The organism is Methylobacillus methanolivorans, assembly GCF_054588515.1.
Genome location: NZ_BAAILT010000001.1, coordinates 36260 through 50615, shown reverse-complemented (window position 1 = coordinate 50615; position 14356 = coordinate 36260). Strand labels below are relative to the sequence as shown.

General features: G+C 52.3%; 8 protein-coding genes and 1 riboswitch. Of the genes, 3 read left to right on the top strand and 5 right to left on the bottom strand.

The genetic code is table 11. The features are described 5' to 3' along the window. Nucleotides 1–305: 305 nt before the first annotated feature. From LG202_RS00215 to LG202_RS00205, 3 genes are read right to left on the bottom strand one after another with little or no spacing between them, the layout of a single operon-like run. Nucleotides 306–665, bottom strand: a complete 360-nt coding sequence (locus LG202_RS00215; protein ID WP_230346432.1) for a protein kinase family protein — start codon at nucleotides 663–665, stop codon at nucleotides 306–308. After that, entirely contained in the window at nucleotides 662–6898 is a 6237-nt protein-coding gene (locus LG202_RS00210; RefSeq protein ID WP_230346431.1) for a two-partner secretion domain-containing protein, read from the bottom strand. The genes LG202_RS00215 and LG202_RS00210 overlap by 4 nt, the downstream gene beginning before the upstream one ends. Before the next feature lie 27 nt (nucleotides 6899–6925). Beyond that, the gene (locus LG202_RS00205) at nucleotides 6926–8605 is read right to left on the bottom strand and encodes a ShlB/FhaC/HecB family hemolysin secretion/activation protein (protein WP_230346430.1); all 1680 of its coding nucleotides are present in this window, start codon (nucleotides 8603–8605) and stop codon (nucleotides 6926–6928) included. Nucleotides 8606–8798: 193 nt separating this feature from the next. Continuing rightward, nucleotides 8799–8893, bottom strand: a riboswitch (cyclic di-GMP riboswitch). A gap of 213 nt (nucleotides 8894–9106) precedes the next feature. Between LG202_RS00205 and LG202_RS00200 the strand changes: the two genes are divergently transcribed. Then, entirely contained in the window at nucleotides 9107–9433 is a 327-nt protein-coding gene (locus tag LG202_RS00200) for a YnfA family protein (protein WP_230346429.1), read from the top strand. Between the two features lie 71 nt (nucleotides 9434–9504). Then, entirely contained in the window at nucleotides 9505–10485 is a 981-nt protein-coding gene (locus LG202_RS00195) for a trypsin-like serine protease (RefSeq protein ID WP_230346428.1), read from the top strand. A gap of 21 nt (nucleotides 10486–10506) precedes the next feature. On the opposite strand, the gene phoR is transcribed toward LG202_RS00195, so the two are convergent. After that, complete coding sequence (gene phoR, locus LG202_RS00190) at nucleotides 10507–11835, bottom strand: phosphate regulon sensor histidine kinase PhoR (RefSeq protein WP_230346427.1); 1329 nt, start codon at nucleotides 11833–11835, stop codon at nucleotides 10507–10509. Between the two features lie 37 nt (nucleotides 11836–11872). After that, on the bottom strand, nucleotides 11873–12559 hold the full coding sequence (phoB, locus tag LG202_RS00185; RefSeq protein ID WP_230346426.1) for a phosphate regulon transcriptional regulator PhoB: 687 nt from the start codon (nucleotides 12557–12559) through the stop codon (nucleotides 11873–11875). Between the two features lie 183 nt (nucleotides 12560–12742). Between phoB and LG202_RS00180 the strand changes: the two genes are divergently transcribed. After that, nucleotides 12743–14356, top strand: a complete 1614-nt coding sequence (locus LG202_RS00180; protein ID WP_230346425.1) for an OFA family MFS transporter — start codon at nucleotides 12743–12745, stop codon at nucleotides 14354–14356.

The window sequence follows — 14356 nt, the reverse complement described above, 5'->3', positions numbered from 1 at the left end:
GTATGCTTGGTTCAGATAGAAAGTTGCATCATTAAAGAAGCAGGTGGCACCTAAAGAACGGCCATATTCGGAACTCAATACAGCGCGCGTTGACGGTGCAACACCGCCAAGATTAGCATTCACGACAGCACGTGCAAAAACCTTGCGAGCAGTTTGCCAATCGTTATTCGCAATCGCGATAGCACCGTGTCTTGTATAGTGTTCTGCATTCTTTCTATTGATCGGAGATGCTCAAGCAACCCCTGTTGCACCAGCCGTTTGTTGTCCTACGCGAGCTGATCAATCGAGTTTGAGTTTTTGATTTACTATTGTGAGTCGCAAGCTGGCATAGATTTCCAATAGTCATTCCAGCATTTTCCAATATAATGATAGCCTTTGTTGATTAGACAGATTTGCTGTTCAGCAATTTGTCTTTTATAAGCTTGCCGAATTTCTTCCCCATCAAAATTTTCTTTGGGTTTTTTCGAAAAAGTACCATTTGCATTTCCGCCACATGCCTGCCAATCAGCCAGGCGAGTGTCCGCCAAAGTTCCGGGGCGCTCCCAGCTCTCTACTTCTTTGAGAGGTGTGGGGTAATCACCGAGTGGAACAAAGCACCCCCAACAAAAGCACCCGGAAAGACTAGTTGTTAATCCTAGTGCGATACATAATCTGATTATTCTCATTTAGCGCCTTTCAATAAAGCGGAAATGGCAGTCCAAACCTCCGGAGGCAATAGTTCTGCCATTGCAAATGGGGTGGACGGTAAAATTGCTAATTCGGATACTCTATCTCGAATAAATCGCTCTGTGCTATCCATGCCGCGCTTTGTATTGCCCTGTTCGTCATATAAGCCCGTGACCTGCCCTCCGATATAGTCATGGGTTCCACCGAAGGCTTCAATCAATTGATCTTGCCAGCTACCAGGCTGATATTCAGTACCAAACAATGTTCCTATCCAGCCTTGGATACCGCCTGTTGCACCAGCCGCTTGTTGTCCTTCAGGGGATGCCAGGAATTCGGCAAGTGAGATAGTGTTGGTCGCCTTCCATTGCACCATGCCATCTTTTAGATCAAGTACATTATTTCCATTTTCATCTATTCTAGTTTCACATCGTGCATTATCTGTGCCACAGATATTATCCAAATTAACCCGGGTTCCCCCGCCCTTGATACCATCACCACGAACGCCTTCACTTTCGCCAGAGGTGTTATTGAGTACAGTGTTGCCATCAGTGATTCCTTTAAACAGGCTTGAGTTTGCAATGGTGATTTCTCTCATTTTTTCTGCAGCAGCAGATAAAGCCTCCTTGCCAAGTGCTGTATCCAATTGTCCTGTGACGGCCGCAATCAGCACATTCATAACCTGTTCTTGCAGTCGCAAGTCTTTGAGTTGCGACTGAATGATTGATTTCTCCTCAGGTGTTGCTGCTTCTTTGAGTTGTTGCTGCAATGCTTGACGTTTTCCCTGAACATACTGGCCTACAGCATAATGAGCCTGCTGACCAAACGCCTCCGTAATCTGCACCTGGGCCTGAATCTCTTTGGCTACTTTCTCCGCATCAAAGATAGGCGCAATGGTATTGGCAGTACTGTTACCTTGGTTATCCACCGCATTGCCATGTTCATCAACGACGACATCGCGGTTGAGCAGGGCGATAATCGTTGCTTGCGCTGAGTCGTTAGTAATATTGACAACACCTCCACTGACTGCACTGACCGTCGTACTGCTGGCTTGATCGCTATCGGAACCGACGCCAGCGCCAGAGAGCTGCGGCAAGCCAGCCTGGATGCCGCCGCCGATGGTAGCTGATGAGGCCTTGGCATCATACTCTGCTTGGTTCTCAATATTCGAAACCGTCAAGGTTTCTGTAACGAGGCTATTCCTGTTCTCCGTAATTGCGGTTTCAGTGGATGCAATCACTGCTCCCTTGAGATCAGTATGACCATTCACGTTGACTTGGAATCCGCCATCCCCGGCATATATGCCAGCTTGTTCCTTCACTGAAGCGTAGTCGCTATTGATTTTGCTGCTGGACGAACTGAATGAGCCGCCAGCCATACCCGCGCCGATGGGCACACTGATACTAATCCCAGTGCTCTTCTGTTTGCTATCGTAAGTGCTGGTATCTTGAAGACTTTGGATATTGAGGTTGCCTGCCCCTGATGTGCCAACATTGGCAATGACTTGCTCACCTTTTACTTGTGAGCCAATGACGTTGGTATTGGTGCCGCTCTCCAGATTAACCTTATTGCCTGCTTGCACCATACTTTCAGTCCACGTCACATCTGTACCGTTGGCTTTGCCTTTACCTTGTGATGCGCTAGCTGTAATGGCAAGGCCGTTGGAGCCTATGCTGATACCAATACTGGCACTGCTATTTTTATTCTTGTTCTTTAGCGTGTCGGTATTCTGTGCGGCGAGCAGGTTTACCTCATCATCTGCTTTCAGGCTTATATCTCCATCAGCCTTGATCGTACTGCCCACCACATTCATATCCGATTGCTCCCCAGCGCCTGTTGCCTTGATTGAGACATCCCCACCTGCAATCACGCTACTGCCTTGTGCCGTGCTGATGGTTTGCGTAGAGGTGCTGCTGCTCTTGCTGGTGCCGATGGAGAGGCTTAAGTTCACGCCACCTGCCTGGTTTCCAGCATCGGTAATGTTGCTCCCTGACGGGGCCGCATTTAACGCCTGCATCGTACTATCGTAAGCATTGCTTGCCGCCAGCGCAGTTGTGCCTGCTGCCAGGGCTTGCATGCGACCATCGGACGTATTGCTGGCAGCGTCTTTCATCTGGTTGGCAGTCTGAATAGCCGAGATCACCGGGCTGGTGATGGCGAGCGTCAAGCCGCTTTGTTTGTACTTGGTTTCGGTGGTCTGGGTGGAGGTGTTGTTGCCTGCGGTGATGTTGACCTGTTGCGCCTCAATGTCGATATCGCCATTTGGAGTCAAGACATCGCTGGCCGTTTGTGTATAGGTGTGACCAGCCTGAATGCTCACATCGCCTTCTACACTGCCCACGGTACTGCCTGTTTGCGTGACGGTGGTGCCGGTTTGTTTTTGGCTGAGTTTGCTAGTGCCGTAACCAATGCTGGAGCCACCGCCAGAGAAGCCAGATTTCTTTTCTTTCTTGGTGTGGGTTTCGTCATGGATATTGTCAACCGAGGCGATGGTGATGTCTCCTGTCGCCTGTAGTGTGGTGCCGTTGGTCGAGACGACATTGCTGCCTTCAATGGCGAGATTGCCCGTGCTTCCGGTACCCGCCTGCAAGGTGATGTTCTCTGCACTCAGGGTGCTGCCAGTGCGTGTGGTTTCGTTGAGGGTATCGCGGTATTCCTTTTTGCGGCTGGTGGTTTTTACCTTGCGGTAGGCCTCGCTGGTCAGGGTGTTGGTGCCAGCGGTAATGGTGAGGTCACCCCCTGCTGAGGCATTGAGGTTGCCTGCTTCGCTGCTGATGCCGCTGGCTTTGACCTCCAGATTGTTACCTGCCTTGAGGGTGATGTCGCCATTGGTAGCGATGTTGCTACCTACTTCAGTGCTGGATTGTTCTTTGCGCCACGATTTTCTACCTGTGGCGTAGCTGTCTGTCGTGGTCTCTACTGTGCCTATATTGAGGTTGTTGCCAGCCTGTAGCAGGGTTTGACCACTGGCTCCTGTGTTCTGGATGGCTGCCGCCATGAGGTTGAGATCATTGCCTGCGCTGGCAACCAGTACCGCATCGGGGTTGCTGACATAAAGCCCTGCCACACGGTCAATCACCTGGCTTTGCACACGATTAGCGGTCCCTGCCATGCGTACATCCAGAGCAGTGGTGCTGCTTTGTACGGTCAGGTTATTACCCGCTTGGGCAATAAGACTATCGGTGGCGGCTACGCTACCGCCTTCAATATTGATATTGTCGTTGGCAGTGAGGGCAACATGCGTGCCGGTGATGAAGCCGCGGACATTATTGATGTTGTCGGCGGAGATGTTGACAACATTGCGCCCGGCAATGGTGCCGCTGGTGTTGATGTCGCCATGGTCAACATTGAGGTTGACCGAATTGCCTGCGAGTACAGCGCCACTTGGGGCGATGTCGTTATCGTTCAGGCGGACATACACTTGCGGTACCAGGGCCTTGGTGACGGAGCCATCGGGTAGTGTGACTTCCTGCTCTACTAGCCAGACGATATCGGAGGTAAGTTGGGCGATTTGCGCTGGGCTGAGGGCAACGCCGGGAATGAGCTGTAGCTCGTTGACCTGGGTAAGGCCCGCGCTCATAAGCGCTTGGTATTGCGCCTCATCATTGGCGTAGCCCTCCAGGAAGCGCTTTCCCGTGAGTTGTGCCACTTGTTCACGCACTAGGCGTTGTTCGTAAAAGCCATCTCCAAGACGTTTTTGCGTGATGGCAGGGTCAAAAGCAAGCTGCTGCACCATATAGTCTGAGCTCAACCATTGGTGGTAATTGGCAAATGTGGGATCGGTTTCAATCAGGTAATGGCTAGTGATACTTGGTGCCGGGTGGAACAGGCTGCTGGTGAGCGAGGGGGTGATGCTGATGGGAGCTGTCGCTGCCGGTGTGCTGCTGCTGGGGTTGTTGATTGGTGCGGTTTGCTCGCGGATGGTGGTGTTGTCTATGCGGTCAGTAAATGTGCCGGTAAGCGTGCCACCTGCACTGATGATAGATGGGATGGTGTCAATCAATGTACTCGAGCTGCTTGATGTGACCCAAGTGCCATGATCACGGTCACCCCAGTGAATTCTGTTTCTGGTTGTGATCAGGTCAGTCTGGTGGAATAACTCTGCACCCTGATTGAGCAAAATGTTGCCTGTGAGGTTAAGGTTGTTGCCAGCTTCAATATTGCTATAAAAGTTGCTGAGCGTATTGACAGTGAAGTGTGCATTAGCGCCAGCTAGGATAGAAGCTATGGGTGAGTTGCTGGTGATCTGATCCTCATATTCGGTACGTTGATAAGTCATATGGTCAATGTAGGAGCATTTGCCCACATCGACACATACCTGATCTCTGGTTGTTGATGATCCGACATATAACCGCTCCATGCTGAAACTACTGCGTTGATTGGTTAGGTTTTCTGATGTGATGCTGATGTTACCTAATGCTTCAATGCTGGCACTTTCATTGAGTATGGACAGGCTCTTTCCTGTTGCTAAATGATCTGTGTCTAGTCCTGCGCCAATTGCCAGGTCGCCCGCACTAAAGATGGTAGCGCCTTGTTGGTTTGTCAGGGTCTCAATCCCCAGGTCAAGCTGGTCGCGAGCAGCGATGGTGGCCGCAGTGGTTGTGCCATTGATGGTTTCTGCTCGGTTGACTAGATTGTTGGCCTGGAGCGCAATGTGATCTCCATAGAGGCGTGCTGTGCCGATGTTTTGGATGGTATTGGCGTGGATAAATGTATTGCTGCTATCAATCAAGCCACGATTGGTTAATGTGTCTATCAATCGGAGTGATGTATTACCAGCAATGATGGTGCTGTTAGTTTTGTTGTCCAGGCTTTGGGCCGTGATGGCCAGTGCTTGTCCGGCTTCCAGTTGGCTATTGTTGGTGAGATGCCCATCAGTAATGAGTTGCAGATCACCGTTGGCGATCATGTGCCCAATATTGTCGATGTCTCCATAGGTGTTAATGTGCATATTCGCTTGAGATAAGAGGTCACCATCCCCGGTAAGTGATGTGCTGTTTATCATGAGATTGCCTTCTGCCCGCAGGCTCCCATGGGTATTGACCAGGCCTCCCGTATTGATGTTGGCCGCTTGGTGGCTGGTGATGGTGCCGCCGGTATTGTCCAGGGAGCTGCTTTGCAGGGCGAGCGAGTCTTTAGCGGCAAGTGTGCCTTGCGTATTATCCACGGCACCAGTGGCTTGGATGTGCAGTATGGTTTGGGCGCTAATACTACCGCGATTAGTAATGTGCCCATCATGAGTGATGATGACTTCGCCCACACTGGCACCCATGGCGCCTGCATTGCGCACTCCCAGCCCGGCCTCGGTGCCGATCAGATGAATCTTGCCCGCATACATGCCGCCTAGCGCTGCGACATCTACGGCAAAGGCTGGATGAGTGGTAGTGGTTGGTGTAATCGGTGTGATGGAAGTTTGCTGACCAGTGCTATCCACATTGACCTGATTGTTGCCAGTCATGACATTGAGATCGTTAGCCCAGATGCCTGCATTGACCTCAACTGCCTGCGTGATGACATCGGTGTAGTCTGCGTGACTGGCATCCATGCCCTGGCCCAGGAAGCTGATGCTGCCGCCACCCACGCGATATCCCATGAGGTTGCCACTGTTCATGATCGGTGTGCCGGTGGTGAGGGTGGCTCGGTTGGCGTTGATGAAGCCGCAGCCGTTGCAACTGATCCCTGCCGGGTTGGCAATGACAAGCTGGGCGCGACTACCCGCGATTTCGATAAAGCCATTCAGCAGACTGGGGTTGCTGCTATTGACCTCGTTGAGGATCACGCGTGCTGTGCCGTTGGCAAGATAGGGATTGCCTTGTACCCAGCCGCCAAGTTGGGTTTGCACATTGGTATTACTGTTGTTGAGGATGGCGCCATGGGCATTGACGTCGAATTGGCTATACGTGTTACGCGAGACCCCGGCGGCGCTGGGTGTCTGGATATTGACTAAGGGCAGCCCGTTTGCGGTGTTGCTGATCACGGGTTGCTGGCTGGCAGGTGCTGCTGGGTCGGCGATGATGTCTGCACGAGCGGAGGTGGCGATGATGACCGCTGCGCCCAGCATGAACATCAGGGATAAGCGCAAAGTGGAAATGTTTGCCAGCCATTGCATGGGGATTGGGTCTGCATGCCCAGCGAGCGTGCTTGGGGTGTTCCTGCATGCTGAAACATGTTCTGCAACTGCCATCATCAGGCCACGTGAGCAATTGAATATCAGGCGATAGCGATGTTTGTTCATGATGTTCCCCCTTTGAGGTATGGCTGGCTAAAACGACCAGTTGAGGTTGAATCCGGCTGCGTTCTTGGCAGTCTCGAATCCATCTGGTTTCTTGATGGCTTGTCCTAGAAATACGTCGTAGCTGAACCCCTTGTAGCCGCCGCGTAAGCCCAACACGGTTCCAGCTAGTTGCTTGCCCAGCAAAAGCTCGCTGGATGGCCCACTGACTTCGCCATAGTCCAGTCCGAGATACAGGGCCTGACCGCTTTGCCCAAGCATGGCGCTAAAGTCGTTGCGGATGAACCAGCCCCTGTCGGCACTGAGGGTGAGCTGGCCATCAAATCCGCGCACGGTGTAGCGGTTGCCAATTGCAAAGCGGTCTTGCGGTGTGAGCGGGGTGTGATTGGATTGCGCGCGGATATTGGCGGCATAGCGCAGGGGTTGTGTGCCCCAGGGAGCTTGTACGGAAAATGGCGTCATGAAGCTTATATCTGTGGTGACAACCTCCATGCGCGATGTGCCTTCGTCAAAGGCTTCCTCTGGTGCCTTGAGTGCCTGTTGTGCACCCGTGCCACGACGGTAGGCCAGGGAGTAATCGAGTACCGATTGACCGAGATACCAGCTTTGGTTAATGCCTAGTGTCCACCCCGCGGTACGGCGACGTTGCACTTCCACCTCGGTATCATCGACGTAGTTGAAGGATTTACGGAAGAAGCTGCCGATGGATAGCTGCGTTTTATTAATGGCTGAGCGATAGATCATTCGGTTGAGCTTGAAGTCTGCGTTCTGCGTACGGCCGCTATAGATGTAGGATTGATTGAGGCCAGCGACTTCCTGGTGATAGTTGTAACTGGAGCCAGTCGCGCTGAGCAGCCAATGGCCAATAGGAAGTGAGTAGTGCAGGGTTTTGCCACGTGAGCCGCGGCTACCCTTATCGCCACCGCCAAGATCCTGATTGAGGTTGATATAGAACAAATCGCTCAAGCCCAGCAGATTGTCACCGGAGAGTGTCATGCCACCTTGATATTTACCTGTGCTGTCAAACCCTCCGTCATCAGCGCTGAAGGTGAGTCGCAAGGGTAAAGCCTGGCGATAGCGGATGACCAGATCGCTCTCACCCGGCTGGGCATTGCCATCGGCTGGTTCGATCTGGATATCTGCTTCGGATGTCGGCGAGCGCTTGAGGTTTTCCAGGCCTTGCTCAATAGCGCGTAGATTGAGAATGTCGCCAGGGGCGATAGGCAAGGCGTTGCCGTAGCGGATACGCGGGCTGGAATCTGCTGTAAAATGGATATGGCGTACTTTGCCGGGAATCACCGTGAGCTTGAGCACACCGCTGCTTAAGTCTTGTTGGCCTGCGAGGATACGGGTTGTGACAAACCCCTGCGCGACAATGGCGTTCTGCACATGCGACATGATGGTATTGATGCCTTGTGCACCCAGGCAACGGCCCAAGGCAAGGTGCTCACCATGCAGTACATCCTGCAAGGAAAACTGGAACAATGTTGCCTGCTCACCTTCCAGATGGATCTGCTGGATAGTGAAGCAAGGGGATTCATTTTCAGGATAGGACAATAGGGCCGGTGACTGGGCGCCGGGCTGGCGTACGTCTGGCGTGACTTCTTGTTGTTGGCGCAAGACCCGCAGGCGCTCTTGTTGCAAGCGTTGTTCTTGGCCAGAGGTGTCAATTGGCTCGATAGCCGCGCTGGATAAACATGCGTATAGCATGGCTAATGCGCCACATAATCCATGACGAGATCGCAACAAACTTGAGTCCCCTATAAACAATATGCAATATGTTTTTATTGCTAAGGGAAGTGAGCGTTGCGTTGAACCGCCTAATCAAACGCTGACTAATATATATATAGTGAGCGCTTGCGAGCAGCACTGAACATGAAGTCCAGTAGTGCTGTAGCCTCAATATGGCGGTTCCGCTGTCGTAGTAGAAGCGTGTTTCTACCTTAGACCGGTGACTTTGCGCCCTCGACCTTTCGATCAAGGTTGCCCTTAACATTTTTTGACTATTCTGTTCTTTATCTTCGACTAAAGTCAATTGCAGCAGGGCGTGATTTTGTCTGTTTTTTATGTAGGTGCAACACCGCGTGATTTGTAGTTTTTTGTCTGTAGGCAACGCTACTTATCAATATGGATGCGGCTGGCATGATCTACAATCCCAAGCATGGATTTTTCTATCCTCACATAATATGTAATCAATAGCGGGTGCCTTCAATGTTGGTATTAAAAACTTTTTCCTTATTTATCATCACTGCCCTAGCAGAAATTATTGGCTGTTACTTACCTTACCTCTGGTTGAAAAAAGGCGGCTCTGCCTGGTTACTCCTGCCGGCGGCGGTAAGTTTGGCGGTATTTGCCTGGTTGTTGAGTTTGCACCCTACTGCGGCAGGGCGTGTTTATGCGGCTTATGGTGGAGTATATATTTTTGTGGCACTCATTTGGCTGTGGCTGGTGGATGGCATCAGGCCAAGCACCTGGGATATTGTCGGGGTGGGCGTGGCGCTTACTGGCATGGCGATTATCATGTTTGCGCCGCGCTGATCTGGATACTTTCCCTCAGTCTTCTTTCAGGAGTAAAGTAAATACCAGCTTGACGTGTCGGGGAGGTCATCATGGGCAAACCATATGGCGTGACTGGATTATGTTGTCTGGGCTTGCTTTGGCTGGCGTTTCCGGCCATGGCTCTGATGAGTGGCAGCGCTATCAATACGGCGCCCGTTGTGCAATTGGTGTTTGAGCATCGTACTTGGCATGAGTATCGCCAAGAGTGGCGCGTGAGCCATAGTGATTGTAGTGCGGTAGTGGTGGGCCGGACACCGATGACATTGTTGACTGCAGCACACTGCCTGCGAGACGTTAGCCTGGATGAGCAGGCCGGTTTGCCAATGTTGTCTATTTCCCATGCGGCTTCTTCTGTCTTGCAGACTGCCCGTCTTAAGCAAGCCATCTTTCCCGAATTCGACAAAGTGCGTGGCAACCTGATTGATGACCTGGCAGTGCTGGTATTTGATAAGGATTTGCCTGATCAGGTTGCGATTGCGCCTGTTCTGTTGGATGAGCCTGCATCCGTGCTGCTGATTTGTGGTTATGGTTACGGCGCGGCAGATGCCTTACCAGTCAGCTTGCGTTGCGCCAACAAGGCGGTACATCAAGCAACGGAGGGCTTCGCAGCCTTTCTACCTTCTGTCTATGCCAGCCTGGACCCGGTATTTTACGCGCGTTATCAAGTGCAATTTGAAAGTAAGGCGAGTGTGGTCTCTGCCCTGGACACCTTGGTTGCCGTGAATAGATTGACTGAGCAGGGGGATTACGACCCGGCTTTGCCCATGCCAACGTTGGGTGATTCAGGCGGGCCGTGGTTAGAGGTGTTAACTGAAGGAAGCTACGGCGTGGTGGGTATCACGAGTTTTGTCGAGAGTTTTTACGGTAGTTCGCCGCAGTTGCCTTTTTTCCGCAAGAGCAGTGCGCCCATGGCAGATTTTGTCTATGCGGCTTATGGTATCCGGCTGGATTCGATGCGCGCCCGCAAGCTGTTCAACGCTGCGCGCATCAAAGGGGCCGATATTCGCGTTTATAGGCGTAACTGGCAGTAGACCAATACGCAGTAGGTGATGCTAGGCTGCTGCAGTGGGCTGTGCCACAGGCTTGCGGATTAGCCGGCTTTGCGGCAGTACGGCGGTAAAGATGCTGCCCTTGCCAGCCTCTGATTCGATCTCCAAGTGCCCTTGGTGGCGTGTCAGGATATGTTTGACAATGGAAAGCCCTAGGCCAGTACCGCCGGTCTCGCGCGAGCGGCTACGATCTACACGGTAGAAGCGCTCAGTGAGGCGGTCGATATGCTGTTGTTCAATGCCGATACCCGTATCCTGTACGCTGAACAGGACGTCCGTACCACGCAGGAACAGGTGTAACTTGATGGTGCCACCGGCAGGCGTATAGCGCACGGCGTTGCTGACTAGATTACCCAAGGCGCTATGCAATTCTTCCGTGGCTCCCCTGATGAATAGGCCGGGCTCCACTGGTTCTAGCGAAATCTCGTGCTTGCCCTGGCTCAGGCTGGTGCCTTCGTGCAGTAACATGTTCAGCAAGGTACTAAGGTCAATCTCGCTTTCCTGCGGGGCTTCTGGGCTATTTTCCAGTTGCGATAACGTAAGCAAATCCTCGATCAGGCGGCGCATGCGTCCAGTCTGCTCCTGCATCATGGCGAAGTAGCCACGCGTACTTTCCGGTACTGCACCCTCCATGTCGGTCAACGTTTCCAGGAAACCACCTACCACAGTAAGAGGGGTGCGTAGTTCGTGCGACACATTGGCAATAAAGTCACGGCGCATGGTTTCCAGCTTTTCCATCTGGCTGATGTCGCGTGAGATCAGCAGTTTCTGGTTGGCCCCGAATGGGACGAGCTGGATTTCCAGGGTCGCGCCGGTAGTGCGCCACGACTTGAGCTTGATTGGCTCAGAGTAATTCTGCGCCTGCAAATACTGAATGAAATCAATTGGCCGCACCAGGTAGCTAATCGGTTGTCCGGCATCCTGGCGCATGGAGAGGCCTAGCTGGTGTTCTGCGGTGGGGTTGCACCATTCGATCAGGTCGTTACCATTGAGTAGCACCACACCATCAGGCAATGCGCTGGCTGCATGGCGGAAGCGATCCAATGCAGAGCTAATTTGCGCCTGGCTGCGATTGTTGCGGCGTTTTTCATAATAGATGGCAGAAAACACATCCTCCCAGATGCCGCCACCGACTGGCATGGTGTTGAGTTCGGGTTTTCTGAACCACTTCAGCAATTGATGCAGCCAGTAAAGATGGCTGATGAGATACAGCAACACCATGGCGCTGAACGTCAGGAGCGCCGTGATGGCATCTGTCGCTGCCCAGATGATCAGGCAGGTAAATAGAGTGGCTAATCCCAGCCACAGGGCTTTCCAGCGAATATCTTGCACGAAATGCTTCTTGTCTTAAGACGGTTGCTATTATGAGCTACTGCGCCGAGAAACGGTAGCCAACACCACGTACAGTTTGGATGAATTCTTCGTGACCAGATTCTGATAATGCTCGGCGCAGGCGGCGGATGTGGACATCCACGGTTCTATCTTCCACAAACACGCGGTCTCCCCATACGCGATCCAGAACTTGGGTACGGGAGTGCACGCGTTCGGGATTGGACATTAAATAGTGCAATAAGCGAAACTCGGTTGGCCCTAGTTCCAGAGTTTTTCCATTGCCGGAAACACGATGTGTCATGGGGTCAAGACGCAAGCCGCCAACTTCTAGCGGGTCATCTGTCATTTGTGGTGCGCGGCGACGCAATACTGCCTTGATGCGGGCATTCAGCTCGCGCGGGCTGAATGGCTTGGTGACGTAATCATCCGCGCCTACTTCCAGGCCGCGTACCTTGTCGGCCTCTTCCCCACGTGCCGTCAGCATGATGATGGGGATGGATTTCGTGAGTTCGTCGCCCTTGAGCTTGCGTGCAAACTCAATGCCACTCATGCCGGGCAACATCCAGTCGAGCAAGATCAGGTCTGGCAGGGTTTCGCGGATCAGCATCTGAGCCTGCTCCACGCTCAAGGCACGGACAGGGTTATGACCTGCTTGCGTCAAGTTGAGCGCAAGTAACTCTTGAATGGCTGGTTCGTCTTCTACTACCAGAATATTCGCTGGCATTGGGGTTTCCTCACTGTTTGAATGACGAGCAATATATGACGCTAATATGACAGATTGATGAACGTGATTAAAGTACATCTAGGATTGCGGTTTTATTCGACTTGTATAATGATTTGTAACAAAATGTTTCACTTTGTTATTTCGTATTCATTCTAAAAATTCAGATAAAACTCGGGAGTGTGCATGGCTGGCTTTTTTTCCAAGGAACGTATCACCGCAGGGCCGGGTTATAACCGTTGGCTGGTTCCGCCAGCGGCGCTGGCTGTGCATCTTTCTATCGGCATGGCATATGGGTTTAGCGTGTTCTGGCTGCCTTTGTCCAAGGCATTAGGTATCTCCGAGCCGTTGGCTTGTGGCGAGGATGTCAGCTTCTGGATGCGGGCAATCACCACAAGTTGTGACTGGAAAATCAGTGACCTGGGGTGGATGTACACCTTGTTTTTTGTCTTTTTAGGGTCATCTGCGGCGGTGTTTGGTCATTGGCTAGAGCATGCCGGCCCGCGCAAGGCAGGAGCTGTGGCTGCCGTATGCTGGGGTGGTGGACTGCTGATTTCCGCGATTGGCGTATATACGCACCAGCTATGGATGATGTGGCTGGGCTCGGGCGTGATTGGCGGCATTGGGCTGGGGCTGGGATATATTTCTCCAGTCTCCACATTGATTAAGTGGTTCCCGGATCGGCGCGGGATGGCCACCGGCATGGCCATCATGGGTTTTGGCGGTGGTGCCATGATTGGCGCGCCATTGGCGAATACCTTGATGAACTACTTTGCTACCGAGACGTCGGTGGGTGTGTGGGAAACCTTTGCCACCATGGGGGTGCTGTATTTCGTGGCCATGATGATAGGTTCGCTGGGTTATCGTGTGCCTGCCCATGATTGGAAGCCTGAGGGTTGGACGCCACCTGCAAACAAGGGCAAGGCGATGATTACGCCACATCATGTGCATGTGAACCAGGCACACAAGACGCCACAGTTCTGGTTGCTGTGGTGGGTGTTATGCTTGAACGTCAGCGCTGGGATTGGTGTGATTGGCATGGCTTCGCCGATGTTGCAAGAGGTGTTTGGCGGTCTGTTGATTGATGTGCCGCAGAAATTGGCTGAGTTAAGTGGTGATCAGAAGTTGCAGGTGGCAGCCATCGGTGCAGGGTTTGCTGGCCTGTTATCTTTCTTCAATATCTTGGGGCGTATTGGCTGGGCTTCTTGCTCCGACTTTCTCGGGCGTAAACGTACTTATATTATTTTCTTTGCACTGGGGTTCGTGCTGTATGTGCTGTCGCCTTGGGCAGGCAATATGGGAAGCGTAGCCTTGTTTGCGGGCTTGTTCTGCGTGATTCTCACCATGTACGGCGGTGGTTTTTCCACAATTCCCGCTTATCTTGCGGATATCTTTGGAACCCAGCATGTAGGGGCAATCCATGGGCGTCTGTTGACAGCCTGGGCAACGGCTGGTGTATTGGGGCCTGTGATCGTGAATTATTTGCGTGACTATCAGCTTGATCGAGGCGTTGCGCCTGATCATGCCTATAACATGATCATGTATGTGCTAGCCGGACTGTTGCTGCTTGGCCTGATATGCAACTTGCTAGTGCGCCCAGTAGCAGAGAAACACTACATGACTGCTGAACAGCTTGCCGCAGAGAAAAAAGTATCCCACGAGCAAGCGAAAAAGATCAGCCAAGTGGCGGTGCATAAGAGCAGTACTGTTCTGACAGCAGTTGTGTGGATTGCGGTTGGCATTCCTATTACCTATGGCATCTGGAACACTTTGCAGAAAGCAGTTATCTTGTTCCATTGA